The 22,185-nt window shown below is 69.1% G+C and carries 19 protein-coding genes; 12 read left to right on the top strand and 7 right to left on the bottom strand.

Annotated elements, in window-relative coordinates:
• Window positions 1-202 precede the first annotated feature (202 nt).
• Window positions 203-2,197: a PhoX family protein gene (locus tag ACQW02_RS07475; protein ID WP_431284638.1), complete on the top strand. Its 1,995-nt coding sequence runs from the start codon at window positions 203-205 to the stop codon at window positions 2,195-2,197.
• A 230-nt stretch (window positions 2,198-2,427) separates the two neighbouring features.
• Here ACQW02_RS07475 and ACQW02_RS07480 read toward each other — a convergent pair whose 3' ends face one another.
• Window positions 2,428-5,301, bottom strand: a complete 2,874-nt coding sequence (locus ACQW02_RS07480) for a tetratricopeptide repeat protein (RefSeq protein WP_431284639.1) — start codon at window positions 5,299-5,301, stop codon at window positions 2,428-2,430.
• A 557-nt stretch (window positions 5,302-5,858) separates the two neighbouring features.
• Between ACQW02_RS07480 and ACQW02_RS07485 the strand changes: the two genes are divergently transcribed.
• Window positions 5,859-9,251: a tetratricopeptide repeat protein gene (locus ACQW02_RS07485; protein WP_431284640.1), complete on the top strand. Its 3,393-nt coding sequence runs from the start codon at window positions 5,859-5,861 to the stop codon at window positions 9,249-9,251.
• A 47-nt stretch (window positions 9,252-9,298) separates the two neighbouring features.
• Here ACQW02_RS07485 and ACQW02_RS07490 read toward each other — a convergent pair whose 3' ends face one another.
• The gene (locus tag ACQW02_RS07490; RefSeq protein ID WP_431284641.1) at window positions 9,299-10,345 is read right to left on the bottom strand and encodes an amino acid ABC transporter substrate-binding protein; all 1,047 of its coding nucleotides are present in this window, start codon (window positions 10,343-10,345) and stop codon (window positions 9,299-9,301) included.
• 159 nt (window positions 10,346-10,504) lie between these two features.
• On the opposite strand from ACQW02_RS07490, the gene ACQW02_RS07495 reads away from it, so the two are divergent.
• Complete coding sequence (locus tag ACQW02_RS07495; RefSeq protein WP_431284642.1) at window positions 10,505-11,563, top strand: alpha/beta hydrolase; 1,059 nt, start codon at window positions 10,505-10,507, stop codon at window positions 11,561-11,563.
• On the opposite strand, the gene ACQW02_RS07500 is transcribed toward ACQW02_RS07495, so the two are convergent.
• The gene (locus tag ACQW02_RS07500; RefSeq protein ID WP_431284643.1) at window positions 11,560-11,907 is read right to left on the bottom strand and encodes an ArsC family reductase; all 348 of its coding nucleotides are present in this window, start codon (window positions 11,905-11,907) and stop codon (window positions 11,560-11,562) included. The genes ACQW02_RS07495 and ACQW02_RS07500 overlap by 4 nt on opposite strands.
• A 43-nt stretch (window positions 11,908-11,950) precedes the next feature.
• On the bottom strand, window positions 11,951-13,525 hold the full coding sequence (guaA, locus tag ACQW02_RS07505; protein ID WP_431284644.1) for a glutamine-hydrolyzing GMP synthase: 1,575 nt from the start codon (window positions 13,523-13,525) through the stop codon (window positions 11,951-11,953).
• A 103-nt stretch (window positions 13,526-13,628) separates the two neighbouring features.
• On the opposite strand from guaA, the gene ACQW02_RS07510 reads away from it, so the two are divergent.
• The 6 genes from ACQW02_RS07510 (at window position 13,629) to ACQW02_RS07535 (ending at window position 16,899) form a co-directional block, all read left to right on the top strand.
• The gene (locus tag ACQW02_RS07510) at window positions 13,629-13,874 is read left to right on the top strand and encodes a hypothetical protein (protein WP_431284645.1); all 246 of its coding nucleotides are present in this window, start codon (window positions 13,629-13,631) and stop codon (window positions 13,872-13,874) included.
• Window positions 13,875-13,990: 116 nt separating this feature from the next.
• Window positions 13,991-15,043: an SPFH domain-containing protein gene (locus ACQW02_RS07515; protein ID WP_431284646.1), complete on the top strand. Its 1,053-nt coding sequence runs from the start codon at window positions 13,991-13,993 to the stop codon at window positions 15,041-15,043.
• A complete protein-coding gene (locus ACQW02_RS07520; RefSeq protein ID WP_431284647.1) occupies window positions 15,028-15,486 on the top strand; it encodes an NfeD family protein in 459 nt (152 codons plus the stop codon). Before ACQW02_RS07515 ends, ACQW02_RS07520 begins: the two co-directional genes overlap by 16 nt.
• Window positions 15,487-15,527: 41 nt before the next feature.
• Entirely contained in the window at window positions 15,528-15,836 is a 309-nt protein-coding gene (locus ACQW02_RS07525; RefSeq protein ID WP_431284648.1) for a hypothetical protein, read from the top strand.
• Window positions 15,837-15,854: 18 nt separating this feature from the next.
• Window positions 15,855-16,187 (top strand): hypothetical protein, encoded by a 333-nt coding sequence (locus ACQW02_RS07530; RefSeq protein WP_431284649.1) that lies wholly within the window; start codon window positions 15,855-15,857, stop codon window positions 16,185-16,187.
• Window positions 16,188-16,230: 43 nt separating this feature from the next.
• On the top strand, window positions 16,231-16,899 hold the full coding sequence (locus ACQW02_RS07535) for a hypothetical protein (RefSeq protein WP_431284650.1): 669 nt from the start codon (window positions 16,231-16,233) through the stop codon (window positions 16,897-16,899).
• Here ACQW02_RS07535 and ACQW02_RS07540 read toward each other — a convergent pair.
• Window positions 16,886-17,455 carry a fasciclin domain-containing protein gene (locus ACQW02_RS07540; protein ID WP_431284651.1) on the bottom strand — a complete coding sequence of 190 codons (570 nt, stop codon included), beginning with the start codon at window positions 17,453-17,455 and terminating at the stop codon, window positions 16,886-16,888. The two genes, ACQW02_RS07535 and ACQW02_RS07540, sit on opposite strands and share 14 nt — an antisense overlap.
• Before the next feature lie 163 nt (window positions 17,456-17,618).
• Here ACQW02_RS07540 and ACQW02_RS07545 point away from each other — a divergent pair, with 163 nt between their 5' ends.
• Together ACQW02_RS07545 and ACQW02_RS07550 are read left to right on the top strand one after the other, a co-directional pair.
• A complete protein-coding gene (locus ACQW02_RS07545; RefSeq protein WP_431284652.1) occupies window positions 17,619-18,695 on the top strand; it encodes a hypothetical protein in 1,077 nt (358 codons plus the stop codon).
• An 86-nt stretch (window positions 18,696-18,781) separates the two neighbouring features.
• Window positions 18,782-19,351: a hypothetical protein gene (locus ACQW02_RS07550; RefSeq protein ID WP_431284653.1), complete on the top strand. Its 570-nt coding sequence runs from the start codon at window positions 18,782-18,784 to the stop codon at window positions 19,349-19,351.
• An 86-nt stretch (window positions 19,352-19,437) separates the two neighbouring features.
• Here ACQW02_RS07550 and ACQW02_RS07555 read toward each other — a convergent pair whose 3' ends face one another.
• Entirely contained in the window at window positions 19,438-20,193 is a 756-nt protein-coding gene (locus ACQW02_RS07555) for an SDR family oxidoreductase (protein WP_431284654.1), read from the bottom strand.
• Window positions 20,194-20,195: 2 nt separating this feature from the next.
• Window positions 20,196-20,879: a GntR family transcriptional regulator gene (locus ACQW02_RS07560; protein ID WP_431284655.1), complete on the bottom strand. Its 684-nt coding sequence runs from the start codon at window positions 20,877-20,879 to the stop codon at window positions 20,196-20,198.
• 71 nt (window positions 20,880-20,950) lie between these two features.
• Between ACQW02_RS07560 and ACQW02_RS07565 the strand changes: the two genes are divergently transcribed.
• Window positions 20,951-22,174 carry an ABC transporter substrate-binding protein gene (locus ACQW02_RS07565; protein ID WP_431284656.1) on the top strand — a complete coding sequence of 408 codons (1,224 nt, stop codon included), beginning with the start codon at window positions 20,951-20,953 and terminating at the stop codon, window positions 22,172-22,174.
• Window positions 22,175-22,185 lie beyond the last annotated feature (11 nt).

Raw genomic sequence — 22,185 nt, forward strand, 5'->3', positions numbered from 1 at the left:
CCACGGCCCCTTGGTGGAGAAAGTTTGAAAGGGGCAAAGCCCCTTTCAAGGCGCTACTTCCCCAATACTTCCATCGCCCCCAGCGCCTGCGACTGTCACACCATCTTCACGCAGCCCGCATTGCGGTGCCGCCGGGGATGGGCATTTTCCGCGTGCCGCGCGACGGCCCTCTTGCATCGCGCACAACGCACAGGATTGCCCCATGCCCGATAGCCTTTCCCCCCCTGATATCGCGGCGCGCCACGCCGGTATCGACGGCGTCGAACTCGAAGACATCGGCAGCAACCCGGCCCCCCGCGACACCATCCAGCAGATCGCCGAACGGCGCCTGTCGCGCCGCGCGGCGCTGATGGGCCTGGGTGCCGCGACGCTGGCCGACCAGCTTGTGGCGGCGGCGCAGCCGGCGCTGGCGCAGGCTGCCGTGCCGATGACGGGCGGTCCTTCCACGCTGACCTTCCCGGAATTGCGGCTGCAACTCTCCCAACGCGACGCGGTGGCCGATGGGTATGAGATCCAGACCGTGATCCGCTGGGGCGATCCGATCCTGGCCGATGCCCCCGCCTTCGACCCCGCCCGCGTCACCGCCGCGAGCCAGGCGACGCAGTTCGGCTACAACAACGACTACCTGGACTTCTTCCCGCTGCCCAAGGGCAGCACCGGGTCGGACCACGGGCTGCTCGCGGTCAATCACGAGTATACCAACCCCGGCCTGATGTTCGCCGGCGTCGGTTCGGGCAGTGCGGCGCGCCTGCGCGTCACCGCCGAACAGGCCGCGGCCGAGCGCATGGCCCATGGCATGAGCGTCGTGGAACTGCGCCGCGTCGATGGCCGCTGGTCCTACGTGCCCAACAGCACGCTGAACCGCCGCATCACCGCCGATACCGAAATGCGCGTCAGCGGCCCTGCCGCCGGGCATGACAAGATGAAGACCTCGGCCGACCCGACCGGGCGCCTGGTGCGCGGCACGATCAACAATTGCGCCGGCGGCAATACCCCCTGGGGCACGGTCATCACGTGCGAGGAGAACTTCAACAACTATTTTGGTGGCACCGCGGCGACCACGGGCGCGCAGGCCGACTCCTACCGCCGCTATGGCATCGTGGCCGAGGCCGCCAACCCCTGGGGCCGCTTCGAACCACGCTTCGACCTGAACCGCGAACCGAACGAGCCCAACCGCTTCGGCTGGATCGTCGAATTCGACCCCTATGACCCCACCTCGGTCCCCGTGAAGCGCACCGCCCTCGGCCGTTTCAAGCACGAGGGCTGCACCATGGCGGTGAACCCGGATGGGCGCGTGGTCTTCTACATGGGCGATGATGAGCGCTTCGACTACGTCTACAAATTCGTCACCGCCCGGCCGATGGATCGCAACAACCCCGCCGCCAACCGCGACCTGCTGGACGAGGGCACGCTCTTCGTCGGCAAGTTCCTCGACGACGGCAAGCTGGAATGGCTGCCGCTGGTGCATGGCCAGGGGCCGCTGACGGCGGCCAATGGCTTCGCCAGCCAGGCCGATATCGCCATCGAGACGCGCCGCGCCGCCGACCTGCTGGGTGCCACCCCGATGGATCGGCCGGAGGATGTGGAAGCCAACCCCGTCACCGGCCGCGTCTATGTGATGCTGACCAACAACGGCAACCGCACCGCCGAACGCCTGTCGGCCGCCAATCCGCGACCGCGCAACGCGCATGGCCATGTGCTGGAAATCGTGCCCCCCGGCGCCGGCGGTCGCGCCGTCGATCACGCCAATGCCAATGCCCGGTGGGAATTGTTCCTGCTGGCCGGCAAGCCTGGCCAGGATGCCGGCGCCCGCTACCACCGTGCGACGACCGACCAGGGCTGGCTGTCCTGCCCGGACAATTGTGCTTTCGACAGCAAGGGCCGGATCTGGATTTCGACCGATGGCGCGCCCTCCGCGGCCGGCATCGCCGATGGCATCTGGGCCGCCGACACATCGGGGCCGGGGCGGGCGCTGACCCGCCTGTTCTACCAGGCGCCGACCGGCGGCGAGGTCTGCGGCCCGACCTTCACCCCCGATGATACGACGCTGTTCCTGGCGATCCAGCACCCGGGCGAGGACAGCGGCAGCACCTTCGAAACCCCGTCCACCCGCTGGCCGGATTTCGCGGATGGCATGCCGCCGCGGCCGTCGGTCATCGCCATCGTCAAGCGTGGCGGCGGGGTGGTGGGGACCTAGAGCGTGATGGCCGTAGGCGCGAATGCGCCGCAGGGTTGAATCACACGACAAAACAACAAGCTAGACCGCGATGCGTGAGCGAATGCGAACGCATCGCGGTCTAGCGACCCCCCCCCCCCCCGCAAACGGCCGGGTGGCGCAGGCACGCCCGGCCGACAGGGTGAATATACGCCGCGGCAGCCAGCGGCGTTCAGGGGGATCCCGCGGGCCGATGGCCATGCGGCGCGGGATCACATGCTCCGGCTCCAGTGCCCCGCGCCGATCTTGTAGCTCACGCGTTGGTGCGGCCGGATGACGCGCAGGAATTGCGACAGGGACACAATATGCAGGCCGCTCGGCAAAGCCAGGCCAGGCGTGGCCGCGATGGCGCGCGCCACGACGCGCGAGATCAGGCCAGGGCCGGTCGCGAGCCAGATGGTCTCCGACGCGCCGCTGAGGATCGCTGACGCCGCGAGGCCCAGGGCCTCCGCGATCAAGGGATCGCCGGGTGCCGCGGCGAGGAAGTTGTTGCCGATGGAGCCAAAGTCCTCCTGATAGACGACCATGCGCGACCCCGCCGGCAGCAGCCTGTCCAGCGCGCCGACGCACAGGTCATCCGCATCGAGATAGACACCGCCTTCGGCATCGAGCAACGCGAGCCGCAGGAGATCAGCGCGCATCACGACATGCTTGGCCGTCCTGTAGGCGCGCAGGATCTCCGGCCTTGCCCGCTTCTCCAGGAAGGCGCGGGCCGTCGCATCATGCCAGAGGTGATAGGCGAAACCGGGGTTCGCCGCCTTGGCATGATCCATGAGGTGGACGACCTCCTCCGGCGGTTCGACGGCGTCCCAGTATTGATGGAGGATCCTTGGGATCGCGGCCGCCGTGGGGTCGTGATCAGCGCGATCCGCCAGTCGTCCGGCACGCGCAAGCCCGGTCAGCAAGGCGACCGCCGGGCCGATGTTTTCCGTCCCATCCCGCAGGAAGGGGGCGGCCGTGACCGCCAGATGCACACCGCCCGCACCGGAGGCCGCGGCGAGCACGGCTGTCTCCTCCGGGCACAGGCGCTGTTCGTTGATGATCTGGCCAAAGAGGTGACGCAACCGGCCGCGCCCGCGCCGCGGCGGGCCGCCGCCTGGCGGGGTGATGGCGACCTGGCCCATGGCCTCCCAGGCGCGATCGGTCTGGAACAGGAAGGTGGCGGCCTTCGCACGGAACAGTGCTGCGCGCGAATCCTCCGGCGTCAGCGCCAGCAACGCCTCGGCAAGGTCGATGGCGGTGCTGTGATCGTAGCGCAGCGCCGCACGCTGCGCCGCGACGCGTAATCTTGGCGCGCTGTTCCGATCCTCGGTCCAGGAGTCGAGGAGCTGGTCCACCTCGTCGAACTGGCCCAGTTCCATCAGGATTTCGGCGCGCACGGCGCGTTCGGACGGGGAGGGGTCCTGCACGGCGTCCATCAGCGCCAAGGCCCCCTGCAGGTCGCCAATGCGCCGCAGCCCGTGCGACAGACGCATCCGCCGCCCCGCATCCTTCGGGTTCGCCAGGAGGTCGGCGCGGAAATGCGCATTCGCGGTGACATGCTCGCCGCATACCAGGGCCAGTTCGCCGCGCAGAAGATGCAGGCGCGGGTGATCCGGGCTTGCCCGTGCAAGGGCAGCGATGGCCGACGCCGCATCCTCGTACTGTCCGGCCAGGCGCAGCGTCACGCAGGTCTGTGCCAGCAGGTCCGGTGAATCCGGTTCCGCCTGCAGGCCTTCGGCCAGCATGGCGAGCGATTGCGTGTGTTCGCCCGCGCGGTCCAGCGCCTGCGCCAGCCGTGCCTTGCGATGGGCTTCGTGCGGGGCGGCGGCGGCGTCGGCGCGGTAATGCAGGATCGCGTCGGGCAGGTCGCCGCGCGCCGACGCCAGGTCACCGCGCATCTGATGCAGTAGCCGGTGGTCCGGCTGCGCCCGCGCCAGTGCCATGGTCGCGGCACCGGCCTCGTCGAACCGCCCGGCGAGCCGCAGTGCCACGCAATGCTGCATCAGGAGGTCGGGTGACTGCGGTGCCTCGGCCAGGCCTTCCGATACGACGGCGATCGCCCGGTCATAGGCTTCGGTGCGGCACAGGGCCTGCGCCAGCCTTGTGCGGCGATAGGCCTCCCGCGGTGCGGCGGCGACATCGGCGGCATAGTGTTCGACCGCGGCGGCCCACTCGCCGCGCGCAGCGGCCACTTCGCCGCGCATCTGATGCAGGCGCGGATGGTCGGGTGCGACCGCGGCCAAGGCCACGAGCGCTTGGTGGGCGTCGTCGAAGCGCCCGCCGATGCGCAGCGCCGTGCAATGCTGCGCCAGGAGTTCCGACGAATCCGGTGCCTCGGCCAGGCCTTCGTCCAGCACCGCGATCGCGCGTTCATGGGCGCCCGTGCGGTACAGGGCCTGTGCCAGCCTTGTGCGGCGATAGGCTTCCCGCGGGGCGGCGGCGACGTCGGCGGCATAGTGTTCGACCGCGGCGGCCCAGTCGCCGCGCGCCGCGGCCACTTCGCCGCGCATCTGATGCAGGCGCGGATGGTCGGGTGCGACCGCGGCCAAGGCCACGAGCGCTTGGTGGGCGTCGTCGAAGCGCCCGCCGACGCGCAGCGCCGTGCAATGCTGCGCCAGCAATTCCGGCGAATCCGGTGTCTCGGCCAGGCCTTCGGCCAGCATGGCGATCGCGCGTTCATGCGCCCCCGTGCGGTACAGGGCCTGTGCCAGCCTTGTGCGGCGATAGGCTTCCCGTGGGGCGGCGGCGACATCGGCGGCATAGTGTTCGACCGCGGCGGCCCAGTCGCCGTGCGCCACAGCCAGGTCGCCGCGCATTTGATGCAGGCGCGGATGGTCGGGCGCGACCGCGGCCAAGGCCACCAGCGCGTGGTCGGCGTCGTCGAAGCGCCGGCCGATGCGCAGCGCCACGCAATGCTGCGCCAGGAGTTCGGTCGCATCCGGTGTCTCGGCCAGGCCTTCGGCCAGCACCGCGATCGCGCGTTCATGGGCGCCGGCGCGCGTCAGGGCGACCGCCAGGCGTACCCGACGGCGGGCGTCGCGCGGCTGGGCCTGCAGATCCTGGAACAGGGCCTCGGTCGCGGCGTCCAATGGCGGGGTGCTCACGCGGTCAGGCTCCTTGATGCGGCGCGGCGGAGAGAGCCCGCCATGCGAAGGCCCGGGCGCGGATCCGCGCGGCCGGCCTTGGCGTACTGTTCGCGCATCGATGCAGGCTCCATGGACATGGCGCCGTTATGGCCACCGATGCCGCTGGCCGCAAACCACCAGCCGGGCCACAAAAATGGACGTCGCGCGACGGGCGCCGTCATCGCAAAAATTGGCGCCGGCAATAAAACATACACCGGCGCGACATCCGGCCCCATCGGTCTGGCGCAACGTCTTGCCCGAAGGACCGCGGCGGCCTGATCCTCAGTCAAGGGCGACCGGTCCCCAGGTCGCGGCGCAAACACCTCACCCGCCGGTCCATGTGGTATTTTTGGGGCAGCTCCGTGTCACGTGGTCGTGGCCCCGCGACACGGCAATCCGGTGGACGCGCCAAGCACGGACAGGGTAAAAGCTCAGGCGAACGCTTGCTACAAAGCCGCGCCAAGAAATCCCAACAGACGCTACGCCAGTCCTTCGGGCCCATCCCGAAGGTGCCGAAACTTGGAGACCTGCTGCCGATGCACCCCAACACCGTCGTCGTCCCGCTGCGCATCGCCGATGAGGCCTTCATGGTCGCCTCCACGATCGAGCGTTGCCCCAAGACGATGATGCTGCGCGAACTGGTCGTGAACGCGCTGGAGGCGGCACGCAGCGCCACCGGGGCCGCGCCCCAGGTCCGCATCAGCGCCTGTTCGGTCGGCGACGCGATGAAGCTGCGGCTGTGGAACACCGGCCGCGGATTGTCACCGGAGGAATTGCTGAAGATCTCCGACCTGTCCTCCTCGCTGTTCAAGACCGTGGCGCTGGACGGCAATTTCGGCATGGGGGCCAAGGTCGCCTCGCTCGCGTCCAACAAGTTCGGCCTGATGTACCGCTCCTGCCAGGACGGCCGCGTGTCGCAGATCGTCATCGGCCAGCGCAACGGCGTCTATGGCCGTCTGCGGCAGAGCGCCCCGGGGGTGCAGGGCGGGCTCGAGGTCGTCGATGTCACCGCCCTGTGCCGGGCCGAGGGCGAACACGACCTGGGCCACGACTGGACCGAGGTCATCCTGATGGGCAACACGCTCGACCAGGACACGGTCGCCGCACCCTATGCCGACAACCCGCCGGTCGCCGCCGACTGGGTGATGCAGAGCCTGAGCCGGCGCTTCTTCCGCCTGCCGGAGGGGGTCGAACTGCGGCTCGATGCCGCGGTCGCCGGGGTTGAAACCGTCTTCGCGCCGCCGCTCGGGGCGGCGTTCTTCGACCGGGTGGAACGGGTCGTGACGCCAGCCGGGCTGATCCTGCACTACGGATTCCGCGCCGCGGATTCGACCCGGCCGATGCCGGCGATGAACCCGGTCGGCCTGGGGGCGGTGATCTCCGACGGGGAGGTCTATGCGCTGGTGGAAGGGCGCCGCTGGGCGCTGGAAGCGCCGACCTACGGCTTCACCTTCGCGGCCAGGCTGTGCACGGTGCTGATCGAACTGCCGGCCTCCTTCGGGGCGCAGCCCGAGGTCTATCGGCAATTCCTGCGCTTCCAGGACGGCGACCAGCGCCAGGTGCATTTCGCCGACTTCGCCGAGGCCGTGCGGGCGCATATCCCATCCTGGTTGAAGCGCATCATCGATGCGATGCTGCCGGAGACGGAAGACTACCTGCAGGAGATCAAGGCCGACCTGCAGGATCTGATGCAGCAGCTTGGCATCACGGATGCCTCGACACCCAGGCCCGTGCCCCGCGGCGAGGTGAAGCCGCCGCCGGCCAAGGCAGCGCCCCGGATCGAGGAGGCGACCGCGCCGAACGACGCCAAGCCATCCGCGCCAAAACCCCCGCCGGCGCCACCACGGCCGCGCCTGCCGACGCCGCCGGAGATCATCATCGTCGAGGACGACGACGCATTGGCCGAACGCGGCCTGGCCGGGCGCGCGGCGCGCTACTACCGCGCGTCACGCCAGCTTTTCGTCAACATCCGCTATGCGGCCTTCGCGCGCCTGGCGGCGGAGCTGGAGGCGGAGTTCGCGCAGGCGGCCGACCAGGCGACGATCGCGCTGCTGTCGCACCAGGTGACGGAATGGGTGCTGATCCGGCGCCTGACGCGCAACCTGATCCACAGCCTGGGCAAGCAGCAGATGGGCTGGACCGCGGAAGAAGCCGCCGCGGTGCAGACGCCGGAATGCCTGAGCCTGCTGCTCGACGACTACGAAACGCTGAAACCCGCCGCGCGACAGCGCATGGCGCGCCAGTTGGGGATGGAGCCGGTGGGCGGGGGGCGTGATCCCTCGGTTGGTTTCGTTCGGCCGGCTGCTTTGCAGAACAACGATGACGCCGCCGCGGACCCGTCCCGTCGTTCCGCTGCATCGTCGTTGGGCGAGCAACGCGAGGCCACGCCCCTCGTCGCATCGGCGGAAGGACTTGCGGCCGGGCCTGCACCAGCCGAGGCAAATCCGCATCGCGCGAAAGCAATCGACGGCCCGAAGCTGAGCTCCTTTTATCGCACGCTTGCCAAGATCGAAGTGCGGCGGAAGAATTTCGACGCGGCGCGGGCCGCGCTGGAAAACGCCATCCGGCGTGAGCCGCACGAGGCGGGCCTGCACCATGACCTGGCCGGGCTGCGCATGACCCAGGGCGACCTGGACGGCGCGGCATCGGCGGCCGAGGCCGCAGTCGCACACAGTGCCGAAGCGCCGGTCGCCGCCATGCGCCGCCTGGCGGATATCGAGGTCAGGCGTGGCAACCCGTCCGCCGCCCAGCAGATTCTGCGCGACGCGATCGCCTGTGCGCCCGGCGACCCCTGGCCCTATTTCGACCTGGCCGGCTTGCACATGGCCCAGGGCGAAACGCACGCCGCCGCGGAGCAAGCCGAAGCCGCCCTGGCCAGGGCCACGGGCCAGGCCACGCGGTTCTTGCAGCGACTGGCCTGGATTGAGTCGCGTCGTCACAACATGGCGCGGGCGGTGCAGCTTCTTGAACAGGCAACCCGCGACGCGCCGGATGATGCGGGCGCACATCTCCAACTCGCCCAGATGCATCTGGCTCACGGCGATCTTGATGGTGCGGATGCCGCGGCCGGGATCGCGCATGCGCTGACGCCCACGGCAAGCATCAACATCCTGCGCCTCCGCAGCGTCATCGCAATGCGGCGCAAGGATCATCGCACGGCCCAGGATGTCCTGGTCCAGGCCATCGCGATCGCACCGGACGACGCCGGCCTGCACCTGGACCTGTCCAAACTATTGGCCGAACAGGGCGACCTGGACGGCGCGGCAACGGCGGCCGAGGCCGCGATCGCACACAGTGCCGAAGCACCGGTTGCCGCCATGCGCCACTTCGCGGAGATCGAGATCAGGCGCGGCAACCCGCCCTCCGCCCAGCAGGTTTTGCGCGACGCGATCGCCCGTGTGCCCGGCGACCCCTGGCCTTATTTCGACCTGGCCGGCCTGTGCATGGCCCAGGGCCAACCGGACGCCGCCCTGGAGCAAGCCGAAGCCGCCCTGGCCAGGGCTACGGGCCGGACCACACGCTTCTTGCAGCGACTGGCCTGGATCGAATCACGTCGTCACAACATGGCGCGGGCGGTGCAGCTTCTTGAACAGGCAATCCGGGACGCGCCGGATGATGCGGGCGCGCATCTCCAACTCGCCCAAATGCGCCTGGCTCACGGCGATCTTGATGGTGCGGATGCTGCGGCCGGGACCGCGCATGCGCTGACGCCCAACGCAAGCGTGAACATCCTGCGCCTCCGCAGCGTCATCGCAACGCGGCGCAAGGATTACGGCACGGCCCATGATGTCCTGGTCCAGGCCATCGCGATCGCACCGGACGACGCCGGCCTGCAACTGGACCTGTCCAAACTACGGGCCGAACTGGGCGGGCTGGCGCCTGGGGAGAACGTCGCCGATCCGCGTCGGACGGGCGTCCTTGCCGGCTGACAAGCCTCCCCCGGGGGCGGGCGTATCGCCCCCGGGGGAAACCCGCCTCACCGCATCGGCGGCGGATACTGCAACCCACCCTGGTTCCACAGCCGGTTCGGCCCGCGGTCCCAGCCGATCGGCGTGATGTTGCGTTCCCACACTTCCGAATAATTGCCGACCTGGCGGATGATCCGCGCCGCCCAGCCATTGTCGGTGCCCAGCATCTGCCCCAGGTCACCGGCGCGGCCGAGGAAGCGCTGGATTTCCGGATTGGTGCTGGTGGCGAAGGTGTCAATGTTCTGGCTCGTGATGCCCAGTTCCTCGGCCGTCAGCATCGCGAACAGCGTCCAGCGCACCATGTCGAAGTACCGGAAGTCGCCCTTGCGGATGACCGGCCCCAGCGGCTCCTTGCTGATCACCTCGGGCAGCAGCCGGTATTGCGCGGCAGCGGCCCCCTGGCTCGCACGGAAGGCCGCCAGGCTCGACACGTCGGTCGTATAGGCATCGCAGCGGCCGCTGATGAAGGCGGAGCGCAACGCCTCGATATCGGCGATCAGCACCGGGGTGAAGCGCATGTTCGAGGTGCGGAAGTAATCCGCGACATTGAGTTCCGTGGTGGAACCCGGCGACACGCAGACCGTCGCGCCATCCAGCCCCCGCGCGGAGGTGATCCCGGTGCTGGTCTTCACCATGAAGCCGGTGCCGTCATACATGTCGATGCCGGCAAACAGCAGCCCCAGGCTGGCTTCCCGGCTCAAGGTCCAGGTCGTGCTGCGGAACAGCAGGTCGATTTCGCCCGATTGCAGGGCGGTGAAGCGCTGCTGCGTCGTCGTCGGCACGATCCGCACCTTGCTCGCATCGCCCAGCACGACCGAGGCGACCGCCCGGCACAGGTCGACCGACCAGCCGCGCCAGACGCCCTGGCTGTCGGGCACGGAGAAACCGGCCGTGCCATCGGCCACACCGCAATTCAGCATGCCGCGCGCCCGGATCGCCCCCACGATGTCGGAGGAGGGGATGACCCCCGGCGCCTGGGCCTCGGCCGGCAGGGATTGGCTCAGCAGCGCCGCGGGCAGCAGCAGCGCAGGCAGGAACTTACGCAAGGCACGCATGACAGAGGCTCCATTTCGGTAGACCTCGGGATGTCAGGGCCGATCCGCCCCCGGCGCAAGGGGAATTGCGCGGCACCAATGCGATGCCGCCACGATCCCTGCCCAAAGCCTGGGCGGCCTCGGCTATGCTGCCGCGAACCGATCCTGTGGGAGCCAGGCATGACCGTCCGCCGCGTTTTCTTCGCCACCAGCCGCTTCTACGACGACAGCAAGATCGCCTTTGGCGACCTGGCGGCGGCGCCGGCGGGGCGGCTCTGGGCCGGGGTGGTCGCCTGTGAGGCCGATGCCGACCCCTCGGTCGAACCCATCGCCGGCATGCCGGAAGTGGCGCGAAAGGACGATCCGGACGCCGGGCTGGACCAGGTGTTGCGCGACTGGTTCGCTATCGCCGCCAAGGTGGGCGGGCTGCCGCTGCTCTTCGTGCATGGCTTCAACTACCATTTTGCCGATGCCGTCGCGCGCACCGCCGCCTTGTGCGAATGGCTGGAGGCCGACGGGTCGCCGCCCCTGGTGCCGCTGAGTTTTTCCTGGCCCAGCAACGGCAAGGGATCGCTGGAAGCCTATCGCGACGACCAGAATGATTCGGTCGGCGCCGGGCTGGCGCTGGTGCGGCTGCTGCTTGCCATCGACCGGCTGCATGCCGATTCGCGCCCGGTCTACATGGCCCATTCGATGGGCGCCCGCGCGACCCGGGGCGCCATGCAGGCCCTGGCCGGCCAGGTGGACCGCCCGCCGATCGGGCTGTTCCGCCAGGCCATCATCATGGCCGGCGACGATGTGGCCGATGTGCTGGACCTGCCCGGCCGGACCGCCAGCCCGACCTGCGGCACGCTGCGCCCGCTGGCGGACCTGGCCGATTGGGTGACGATCGCGGTGAACCGCGACGACGGCACGGTCTGGCTGGTGTCCGGGATCGTCAATAGCGGCGACAGGATCGGCACCGCCGGCCCAGCCCATCCGGCCGACCTGCCGCCGAATGTGAAGGTGGTGGACTACAGCGAAGTCATCGGCGGCATCGATGTGAAGCCGATGCCGCCCAACAGTGTCGAGTTGAACTGGATCGGCCACCAGTATTTCCGCAACGACCCGCGCGTGCGGCAGGACCTGGTGGCCCTGCTGAAGGAAGACACCGCCCCGGAAAACGTATCGGGGCGCGGCTGGGGCGTGCCGGGACCCTTCGCGATCACGGAATACAAGTGGCGGCTGTATCCGCGTTAGGCGAAGTGCCGCGCGTACACCTCGGGCTTGAAGCCGACCACGATCTCATCGCCCAGGGTCAGCACCGGGCGCTTGATCATGGATGGCTGCGCCAGCATCAGCGCGATGGCCCGGGCTTCGTCCAGGTCGGTTTTCTGGGCCTCGGGCAGCTTGCGGAAGGTGGTGCCGGCGCGATTCAGCAGGGTTTCCCAACCGGCCTTGGCGGCCCAGCCGCGCAGCGTCTCGGCATCGATGCCGGCGGTCTTGTAGTCGTGGAAGCGATAGGCGACGCCGTGCGAATCAAGCCAGGCGCGGGCCTTCTTCATCGTGTCGCAGGCCTTGATGCCATGGAGCGTGGGGGTCATGGGGAGGCGTCTCGCCCGCGCTGGTCCTGTGCCGGCATAGCCCTCACTCCCACTCGATCGTCCCGGGCGGCTTGCTCGTCACATCATACGTGACCCGGTTGATCCCCCGCACCTCATTCACGATCCGGCCCGCGACCCGGGTCAGGAACGCGACCTCGAACGGATACACATCCGCCGTCATCCCATCCGTGCTGGTCACCGCCCGCAGCGCGCAGGCGTGGTCATAGGTCCGTCCATCGCCCATCACCCCCACCGTCCGCACCGGCAGCAGCACGGCGAACGCCTGCCAGATCTGGTCGTAGAGCCCCGCGTTGCGGATCTCCTCCAGGTAGATCGTATCGGCCTTGCGCAGAATATCCGCGCGTTCCCGCGTCACCTCGCCCGGAATGCGGATCGCCAGGCCGGGGCCGGGGAAGGGGTGGCGGCCGACGATCTCCTCCGGCATACCCAATTCGCGGCCCAGCGCCCGGACCTCGTCCTTGAACAGGTCGCGCAGCGGTTCGACCAGTTGCATCCGCATGCCCTCGGGCAGGCCGCCGACATTGTGGTGCGACTTGATCGTGACCGATGGCCCGCCGGTCGCCGACACGCTTTCGATCACATCCGGATACAGCGTGCCCTGCGCCAGGAAGTCGGCGCCGCCGATCTTGGTCTGCTCTTCTTCAAAGACCTCGATGAACAGGCGGCCGATGATCTTCCGCTTGGCCTCCGGGTCGGTGACGCCGGCCAATTCGCCCAAGAACATGTCGCTGGCATCGCGATGCACCAGGCGGATGTTGAAGCGGTCGCGGAAGGTCGCCACGACCTGCGTGCTTTCATTCGCCCGCATCAGCCCGTGGTCGACATAGATGCAGGTCAATTGGTCGCCGATCGCCTCATGCAGCAGCACCGCCGCCACCGAGGAATCCACCCCGCCCGACAGTCCGCAAATCACGCGACCCGAACCGACCTGCGCGCGGATGCGGGCAATGGCCTCGGCGCGGAAGCCGGCCATGGTCCAGTCCCCGGTGCAGCCGCAGACCAGATGCGTGAAATTGCGCAGCAGGGCCGCGCCATGCGGGGTATGCACGACCTCCGGATGGAACATCGTGCCGTAGTAATGGCGCGCGTCATTGGCGATCAGGGCGAAGGGCGCGCCCTCGCTGCTTGCCACGACGCGGAAACCCGGCGGCAGCACGGTGATGCGGTCGCCGTGGCTCATCCAGACGTCTTCGCGTGCCCCCGGCGCCCAGACGCCCTGGGTGATCGCGCAATCGCCGGTGATATCGACCGTGGCGCGGCCGAATTCGCGGGCGTGCCCACCCTCGACCGTGCCGCCCAACTGCGCCGCCATGGTCTGCTGGCCGTAACAGATGCCCAGTATTGGCAGACCCATGCCGAATATGGCATCCGGCGCCCGCGGGCTTGCACCCTCGGTCACACTCGCCGGCCCGCCGGACAGGATAATTCCCTTTGGCGCGAAAGCGACGATTCGTTCGGCTGCGGCGTTATTGAAGGGCCAGACTTCGCAATACACGCCCGATTCGCGCAGGCGGCGGGCAATGAGCTGGGTGACTTGGCTGCCGAAGTCCAGGATCAGGATGCGGTCCTGGGGGCCATGCGGTGGGGTCTGTGTCATCGCGGGCTTTGACCACGACGGGCGGATCGCTTCAAGGCAGAGCTTAAAGCCGCCGTTAACTTTTGTGCCGAATATTAAGGGCCTGGATCAAAGGACGTTTCCCATGGGTTTACTGATCATGGCCGCCGGCGTGTTGGGGGCCTTCCTGGCCGGGGTGCAGGACGTGTCCTGGATCGCGGTGCCAGTGGCGGCGTTGTGCTGGTTCACGGGCACGCTGGTCGCCCTGCCGCGCGCCGTGGTGCTGCTGCACGAAGCCCGCGGCCTGGCCATGCTGGGCCCGCTGCTGGCGGCGAACGGCCTGTGCGCCGGGGCGCTGTTTGGCGCTGGGCGGTTGGTGGCCCTGGCCTGAAGGGGCGCGGTTGCACGGCGCAACCTCCCCGCCCATCCCGACCCCGCTGACGCAACCGTGGCTTAGCAGCGCCCATCGTCTCGCGTAGGCTTGGCGCTCGCAAGGGGACCAAGCGCATGGATTTCGCCATTTCCGGCACCACGATCGTCCTGCTCGTCATCCTGGTCCTGGCCGTTGTCACGGTCAGCAAGGGCATCCGCACCATCCCGCAGGGGGAGGTCTGGGCCGTCGAACGATTTGGTGCCTTCACCCGGCTTCTGGCGCCGGGGCTGAATTTCATCGTGCCCTATATCGACCGCATCGGCCGCCGGCTGAATGTGCAGGAACAGGTGCTGGATATCCCCGAGCAATCGGTGATCACCAAGGACAATGCGACGGTCGCGGTCGATGGCATCGTCTATTTCCGCATCATGGACCCGGCCCGCGCCGGCTACGCCGTGCAGGATTTGACCTCGGCCCTCACCAGCCTGTCGATGACCAATATCCGCGCGGTGATTGGTGAGATGGAGATGGACGCGACTCTCTCCTCCCGCGACCGCATCAACTCCTCGCTGCTGGCGATCCTGGATGGTGCGACCGAGCCCTGGGGCGTGAAAGTCAGCCGCGTCGAGATACGCAAGATCGAACCGCCGGAAAACCTGATCCGCGCGATGAACCTGCAGATGAGCAGCGAACGCGAACGCCGCGCCACCGTCGCCAAGGCCGAGGGCGACCGTGAAGCCGAGGTGAAGCGCGCCGAGGGCGCCAAGGCCGCCATCGTGCTCGCCGCCGAGGGCCGCCGCGACGCCGCCTATCGCGACGCGGAGGCACGCGAACGCCTGGCCCAGGCCGAAGCCGCCGCGACCCAGATGATCGCCGACGTGGCCGACCAGGCTGGCGAGGCCGCCCTGCGCTACTTCATCGCCGAGAAATACGTCGCCGCCTTCCAGTCCATCGTCTCCTCCAACCAGTCGCGGCTGGTGCTGCTGCCGATGGAAAGCGCCGGGCTTGCCAGCGGCATCATCCAGGCGATGGAATTGCTCAAGGGTGGGCCGCCTTCGGGCGGCGGCGCGACCGGCACCGGCAATCGCCCGCACCGGCCGCCGCCGGAACCGACGCCGATGCCGCCGATGGGCGCCTTGCCGGGTGCGGCGCCCGTGCCGAGGGACTCGCCATGGCTGCCTGGTTGATCTGGACCCTGTCCGGGCTGGTGGCGCTGGGGGCGGAAATGCTGGTCCCGGGCGCCTACCTGCTCTGGGTCGGCACCGCCGCGATCGGCACGGGGCTGGCCGAGGCCGCCCTCGATCCGCCGTTCTGGGCGAGCTGCGTCATCTTCCTGGCGCTGCTGGCCGGCGGGGTGACCTTCTCGCTCAAGCGCGGCCGGCCGAAGCCGACGCATCGGCTGAACACCGCCGACAGCGGGTTGGCGGGGCGGATCGGGGTGATGCTGGCGCCGGACAACGCCGGCCAGCGCGTGCGCATCGGCGACAGCGACTGGGCTGCCCGCCTGCCGCGCGATGTGCCCGGGCAACCGCCCATCGGCGCGCGGGTGCGGGTGGAGGCGGTGGACGGCACCATCCTGGTGGTGCGGCCGGAGCAGGGGCCGTCACAAGCGAAACATGATGTTGCGTAACGCCGCTTGAAGACGCGCCCCCGACGGACGACATGCCTGCCATGACCGATCCGCGCCGTCCCCATCCCGTCGTCCTCGACATGACGCCCGAGGGCACTTTCGTTGACCCACCGACGAGCGGCGCCGCACCGATCGACCGCGCCGTCGGCAAGGTCGGCCGCATCGCGATGGCGGTCGCCGGCGTCGGGCTGGCCCTGACGCTGGGCGCGCTGGCGCTGGCGGCGCTGACCGTGCTGATCCCGGTCGTGCTGGTCGCCGGTGCCATCGCCTTCGGCGCCATGTGGTGGCGCGTGCGCCGGATGCGGCAGCAGGGCCACCAGGGCCCGGTCTTCGTGGTCATGCGCCGCTAGCCACCCGTCCGGCGCGGAATGGAACCTTTCCGCGTCGATCCTGGCCGGCTTTACGACGTGCGCCCGGATGGCGTCGTCGAAACCGCGGTCCCCGTTCCCGAAACCCTGGTCGCCCGCCATCACGCCCGCCTGCGCCGCTGGTGGGTGTGTGCCGTGCTGCTGAACGCCTTGACGATGGGCGCGACGGCGATGGCGGCGGCGCTGCTGGGCTGGGGTGTCGCGGCCCGGGTTGCCCTGCTGGCGCTGCTGGCCCTGCCGCTGCTGGCGGTCGCCCCCTTCCTGGCGCGGTTCGGTGCCCCGGGCGGGCGCCGGCGTCATCGCGCCCGGCCACGGGATTTTCCCCAGGCGTAATTGTTTCTTCCAGCCCGGCCTGCTTCCGGCGCAGCCTCGGGGCATGACCCGATACCCGCCCGACCGCGTGTCGCTCTTCATCCACGGCTTCACCCGTCCCGAACCGACGATCGCGGGGCCAGGCAGCGCCACCATCCTCTACCGCCCGGTCGGCCGCATCCTGCCGTTCTGGAAGGTGATTCTGGCGATCGCGATCCTGGCGATGCTCGCGGCGCTGGCGTTTGGCGATGTCGAGGCCTTGGAGGCCGCGCAGATGACCGTCGCCCTGCTCGGCATGGCCGCCATCATCGCCATCGACCGCCTGCTGCCCTGGCGCGGCCAGGCGCAGATCGCCGCGGGCATGGTCACCCTGGACCGCCGCACCGCCGCCGGTAGTACCGCCGAACACTGGCGCGAACCGATCGGCAACTACGCCGGGCTGCGCCCCTGGCTGGAATCCTGGACGGAGGTCACGGACCCCGGGCAATGGGCCGATGGCACGAACAGGATGGCGGTCGGCCAGCGCCAGCGCAGCCGTCGCGCGCGGCTCTGGCTGTTCCTGGAACACGCGACCGACCCCGGCCGCAGCCTGCCGGTCATGCGCCACGACGACGGTGGCGACGGGGGGATCGCCACGCGCGATTTGGCCACCCGCCTCGGCGTGCCATTGCTGGACATGGGCCTGCTGGACCGGCGCGATGGCGCACCGGTCCAGCCCGTCACGGCACGATGATGCTGTCCAGCACGTGGATGACGCCGTTCGATGCCTCGATATCCTGCCGGATCAGCCGCGCGGAGCGCAGGCCGACGCTGGCCACCCCGGCCCCAAGCCCGCCGCCCCCGGCCGATTCCACCGTGATCCGCCCGGCCTGGCGCGGATCGACCGTGAGGCGTGATCCGTTGCGCGTGGTGTAGGTCTGCACCTGGCCGCCCATGCTGGCGATGGTGTGGCGGCCATCGACGATCAGGTTGTTGATCACGGCGGCCAGGCGCAGCCGCTCGGTGTCCGACATCAGGCTTTCGCGCAGGAAGCCCGGCAGTTCCTCCCAGCCCGAATTGGTGAAGGCAAAGACGGTGTAGGTTCCAGCGCCGCCCAGGGCCTGCGCCACCCCGGCGCGTTCAGCGGCGGTCGTGAAGCGGCTGAAACTGGAATCGTCGGCCAGGATCTGTAGAATGCCGCGCTGCGGCTGGCTCTGCACCACCGGGGCGCTGGCGCAGGCGGCCAAAATCCCGGCCAGGGCGAAGGCGCCAAAGGCCCGCCGCGTCGGCAGGTGGCGTTGGTTCGTCATTGTTGTCTCCCCGTCGCCCGCCTTGGGCTGTTACAGATCAAGAGCCGGATCGCCGACTGTCAATCAATTACGCACGATGCGACCCGGGGTTTACGCATGCTTCATGGCCCCCTGGCAGCATGCGCCGATGGAGAGCCCCACCCCCGATGCCAAAGCCTGAGCGATGGCGGCCGACGCCCATGTCGCCCAGGAATTGCAACGCCTTGCCGCGCTGATCGAACAATCGGGCCTGGCGGAGCGCCGGCCAGACCTGCGGGCGCTGCTGGCCGCCGCCGCCAGCGCGCGCCACCGCCCGGACGCCCCCCAGCCCCAACCGCCGCCCCGTGTGCGCGGCGGCAGCCCCGTCCCGCCGTCACGCGCCAAGCGCGGGGCGAAGGCCGTCACCCTGCTGCGCGGCGTGTTGGATGCGGCGATGGTGCTGGCCGCGGGCTGGCTCGCGCAGGACCTGTGGCAGGGCCATGGCGAATGGCAGGATCGGCTATGGGTGATCGGCCCGCTGGCCGCCGCCTGGCTGGTGCTGCGGTTCCAGCCGCTGCGCGATGCGGGCTACGAGGCGGGTTTCCGCCTGGTCTACGAAGCGACCTTCGCCTGGGACTGGCTGGCCGAGGCCTTCCATACCGTCGCCATGCTGCGCTTCGCCCGGCGCCAGGCGGCACGGGATGTGATGGCCGCCTGGCGCCACCACCGGGGCGGGCTGGGCCCCGCGCCGGGGCTGGATGCGGTGGAGGCCTTCCTGCGCCAGGAATTCGGGACCGTCGCGGCGCAATCCTTCCGTGCCGCGGTGGTGACGCGGATCGGCCCCGGTGGTGGCCGCACCGATTTCATCCTGCGCGGCGGCCCACCCCCGCCAAGCCGCCACGTCGCCCGCCGGGTCGAGGCTCTGCGCTGGTCGGCCCTGATCCGCTTGTTCGAGGATGTGGCCCGCGGCGGCGCCTTCTGGCCGGCCCATGTGGTCCCGTCCTGGACCCCGGCCCCTTTGCCGGAGGTGCTGCGCGCGGCACCCCCGTCGCCCGATGCGGTCGTACCCTTCGACCCGGACGCCGACGCCCGCCGCAGCCACGCCCTGGCGCTGCGCGAGGCGCTGCGTCGCAAGCGCCAGAACCTGAGCGAGACCTATACCTGGAACCTGAAAACCCCGGGCGAGATCGCGCAGCGTGACGTCCACGCCGCCGGCCTGCGCGTGGAGATCGCGGCGATGGAGGCGGAGCTTGCGACGCTGAAGCGGGCAGGGGTCGGCTGACGCAATCTCGTTGCGATGACCTCGCCGATGTCGGTAATCTCCCGGCAAAGTATCGCTATGCCCATCTGCGCCGGGGGGCTGCTTGCATGTCTGACAAGGTCGTTGCCTTTGATGCCGTGGTGCGGGTGCGGCAATTCTATTCCGCCTATCTCGATAGTATTTACTACGTTGAATACTATAGGATGATGAACAGCAAAGTGGCGGATTACGCCAGGCATCTGGATTTTCTGATTGCCCTGGGCGCAGCGCTGGGTGGCGGTGCCGGGCTCGGCATCCTGGCAAGTCCCTGGATGGCGCTGCCCTGCGGCATCATCACCGGCGCGTCGCTGGTCGTCAGCGCGGCGAAGCAATCCTACAACTGGCCGGAGAAAAGCAAGTTCTGCTCGGACATGATGACCAGGTATTCGGCCATCGCCGCGCAGGCCAGGCGATTGTGCGAGGATCTGCAGGCAGCGAGATCCTGGTCGCCCGAATTCGAGGCCGCGTTCCAGGCGATCAGGAAGCAGCTCGATGAGATCCCCGTGGATCAGTACCCCGAGATGGATGTGACCCTACGCCGAAAGATCCAGGCGGACATCGTCACGCGGGAAGCGCCACAGGCGTGGTGGAAACCGGCGCCGACCATCGGCGTGGCGCCCGCCAGCCCCGCGGCCTGAGCCAATGGAGACGCGCATGACCATCGCCCCCCCAAAGCCACCAAAACCCTTGCCGCCCGGTCCGCCCGATCCTTGGCCCACCGGGCTCAGGACAGCATCTGCAGATCGCCGTCGATGCTGATCGCCTGGCCGCTGGTGGTCCGCCCGCGCGGGCTGGCCAGCAGCAGGATTTGGTCGGCCAATTGGCGCGGCGTCACGTAATCCTTGACGCTGGCATAGGCAAAAGCCTGCGCCTCGATCTCGGCGAAACTCACGCCACGCGCCTGGGCCTTGGCTTCCAGCACACGGCGCTGGCGGTCGCCGGCCACCAGCCCGGGCAGGATCGCATTCACCCGGATGCCGGCACCGCCCAATTCGATCGCGAGTGACTTGGTGAAACCGATCACCCCCCATTTCGCCGCCGCATAGGGCGCCCGCAGCCCAAAGCCGAAGCGGCCGGCGGCACTGGACAGGTTCGTCACCGAGGCATTGCTGCTGCGTCGCAGCAGCGGAATCGCCAGCCGCGCGACGTTGAACTGCCCGGTCAGGCAGATGTCGAGGCAGCGGTCCCAATCCTCGGGGTTGATCTCCTCCACCAACCCCGTCGGCCCGGCGATACCCGCGTTATTCACCAGCACATCCAGCGCATCGATCCCCGCAAAAAGCGCCGCGACCGAGGCGCGGTCCGACACGTCGCAGCGCGTGCCGGTGATGCCCGGCGGCAGGGTGGCCAGCGCCGCCTCGTCCACGTCGCAGACATGGACCTGCGCCCCTTCCTCCCAAAACGCCTCGGCGATGGCGCGGCCGATGCCGCCCGCCCCAGCGGTGACCAGAACACGCGCATTCTGCAGTCCGAGATCCATGTTCAATCCTCCTTCAACACGCCACGCGCCAGGATGAAGGCGGCGGCATCGGCGATATCGCCGGCGATCGCGGCCCGCGCGGCCGGCCCGTCATGGGCGCGAAGTGCCGCCAGGGCGGCGGCGTGGAAACGCGGGGCAGGGGTATTGGCCAGGCGGCGCGGATCGGCCCGCATGTCCAGGTTCAGGACCGGCCCGGCCAGCAGCCACAGCCGTTCGATCATGCCGAACAACAAGGGCATCCGGGCGGCGGCATAGATCGCGAAATGCAGGTCGCGGTTCAGTGCCACCGCGCGCCCGCCATCGGGATTGGCCCGCGCCACCGTACCGGCGAAAGCGGCCTCGATCCGCGCGATCGCGGCGATGTCCTGCGGCGTCGCGGCGGTGGCGGCGCGTTCGGCCGCCAACCCCTCCATCTGCTGCCGCAGGTCGGACAATTCGGCGAAGCGCGACCCCGACATCACCGGCACCCGGATCGCCCGGTTGGGCGATACCTCCAGCGCGCCGTATTCGGCCAGGCGCCCGACGGCGGCCCGGATGGGCATGGTGGAGGTGCCGAGCCGTTCGGCCAGGTCGCGCAGCGACAACCGCTCCCCCGGCGCCACGCGGCCGGAGGTGAGCAGGCCAGCGATCTGGCCATAGACGGTTTCCCCCATCGTGGGGGGTGTTGTTTTTTGGGTGCTGGACAAGGGCGTGTTTCCTGCGCGAGTATGAACCGTGATCACAGTCGGCGGCAACAGCCGATCAGGAGGAAACACATATGACACTCTCCCGCCGCGGCCTCATGGCCGCCTCTGCCATCGGTCTCGCTGCCCCATCCATCTCCTATGGGCAGTCCGAAGCCATCCGCATCGGCCACTTGACGCCGCGCACCGGCTTCCTCGGTCCCTTGGGCGAATACGCGGTGCAGGCGGTGCAACTGGCCGCCGAGGAGATCAACGCCGCCGGCGGGATCAACGGCCGCCGCCTCGACCTGCTGATGGAAGACAGCGTCAATCCCCAGACCGGCAGCGCCAAGGCCGAACGCTTCGTCCAGCGCGACAAGGTCGCGGCCATCGTCGGTGAGATCAATTCCGCGACGGCCCTGGCCATCGCCCAGGTCGTCAACCGCGAACGCGTGCTGTTCCTGAACACGGGTGCCAATTCCGACGCGCTGCGCGGCGCCGATTGCCAGCGCTTCATGTTCCATGTCGAGGGCCAGAACTCGATGTATGTGAAGACCGTCGGCCGCGCGCTGATGGAACAGGGGCTGGTCCGCGGCAAGAAATTCTACGCGCTGACGGCGGACTACGCCTTCGGCCACGACCTGCTGCGCGTCGCCAAGCGCTTCATGGCCGAGAACGGCGGCATCGTGGGCGGGGAAGACCTGATCCCGACCGACCTGTCGGATTTCTCGCCCTTCCTGCTGAAGATCCGCCAGGCGCGGCCGGACCTGGTCGTCGCCAACCTGGCCGGCGCGCAGATCACCAACTTCCTGAAGCAGTATTCCGAATTCGGCCTGCAATTCCCGGTCGCGGGCTTCGGCTTCGACACGGCGCTGGCCTGGGGCGCGGGGCAGGGCAACTTCCTCGGCACCTGGCCGGTGATGTGGCACCATCTGATCCAGGCGCCGAACGCGCAGGCCTTCGTCCGCGCCTTCACCGCCAAGTACAATCGCCCGCCGGAAAACCAAGCCTGGGGCGACTATATCGCGCTGAAGCTGATGGCGCGCGCGATGACCGAAACCCGCGGCACCGACGGCATGAAGATCGTCGAGTATTTCGAGGGCGAGGGCCGCACCGACATCCTCAAGTCCCGCGAAGGCTACTTCCGCAAGCGCGACCACCAGTTGATGCAGGAAGCCTATGCCATCACCGCCCTGCCGGCGCGTGAGGTCCGCAACCGCTGGGACATCTTCCGCGCCAGCGCCGCGGTGCCCGCCGCGAACGAACCGCTGGATGCGATCGCGGCCACGGCCGAAGAGAACGCCTGCACATTCCGTTGACCGCGTAACGG

The sequence above is a fragment of the Humitalea sp. 24SJ18S-53 genome, assembly GCF_050632385.1.
Lineage (GTDB): Bacteria > Pseudomonadota > Alphaproteobacteria > Acetobacterales > Acetobacteraceae > Humitalea.

Excerpts from the sequence above, each read along its gene's own strand:
- ACQW02_RS07475 (WP_431284638.1), top strand. The coding sequence starts at position 203 with ATGCCCGATAGCCTTTCCCCCCCTGATATCGCGGCGCGCCACGCCGGT.
- ACQW02_RS07485 (WP_431284640.1), top strand. The coding sequence starts at position 5,859 with ATGCACCCCAACACCGTCGTCGTCCCGCTGCGCATCGCCGATGAGGCC.
- ACQW02_RS07490 (WP_431284641.1), bottom strand. The coding sequence starts at position 10,345 with ATGCGTGCCTTGCGTAAGTTCCTGCCTGCGCTGCTGCTGCCCGCGGCG.
- ACQW02_RS07495 (WP_431284642.1), top strand. The coding sequence starts at position 10,505 with ATGACCGTCCGCCGCGTTTTCTTCGCCACCAGCCGCTTCTACGACGAC.
- ACQW02_RS07500 (WP_431284643.1), bottom strand. The coding sequence starts at position 11,907 with ATGACCCCCACGCTCCATGGCATCAAGGCCTGCGACACGATGAAGAAG.
- guaA (WP_431284644.1), bottom strand. The coding sequence starts at position 13,525 with ATGACACAGACCCCACCGCATGGCCCCCAGGACCGCATCCTGATCCTG.
- ACQW02_RS07510 (WP_431284645.1), top strand. The coding sequence starts at position 13,629 with ATGGGTTTACTGATCATGGCCGCCGGCGTGTTGGGGGCCTTCCTGGCC.
- ACQW02_RS07515 (WP_431284646.1), top strand. The coding sequence starts at position 13,991 with ATGGATTTCGCCATTTCCGGCACCACGATCGTCCTGCTCGTCATCCTG.
- ACQW02_RS07520 (WP_431284647.1), top strand. The coding sequence starts at position 15,028 with ATGGCTGCCTGGTTGATCTGGACCCTGTCCGGGCTGGTGGCGCTGGGG.
- ACQW02_RS07525 (WP_431284648.1), top strand. The coding sequence starts at position 15,528 with ATGACCGATCCGCGCCGTCCCCATCCCGTCGTCCTCGACATGACGCCC.
- ACQW02_RS07530 (WP_431284649.1), top strand. The coding sequence starts at position 15,855 with ATGGAACCTTTCCGCGTCGATCCTGGCCGGCTTTACGACGTGCGCCCG.
- ACQW02_RS07535 (WP_431284650.1), top strand. The coding sequence starts at position 16,231 with ATGACCCGATACCCGCCCGACCGCGTGTCGCTCTTCATCCACGGCTTC.
- ACQW02_RS07540 (WP_431284651.1), bottom strand. The coding sequence starts at position 17,455 with ATGACGAACCAACGCCACCTGCCGACGCGGCGGGCCTTTGGCGCCTTC.
- ACQW02_RS07545 (WP_431284652.1), top strand. The coding sequence starts at position 17,619 with ATGGCGGCCGACGCCCATGTCGCCCAGGAATTGCAACGCCTTGCCGCG.
- ACQW02_RS07550 (WP_431284653.1), top strand. The coding sequence starts at position 18,782 with ATGTCTGACAAGGTCGTTGCCTTTGATGCCGTGGTGCGGGTGCGGCAA.
- ACQW02_RS07555 (WP_431284654.1), bottom strand. The coding sequence starts at position 20,193 with ATGGATCTCGGACTGCAGAATGCGCGTGTTCTGGTCACCGCTGGGGCG.
- ACQW02_RS07565 (WP_431284656.1), top strand. The coding sequence starts at position 20,951 with ATGACACTCTCCCGCCGCGGCCTCATGGCCGCCTCTGCCATCGGTCTC.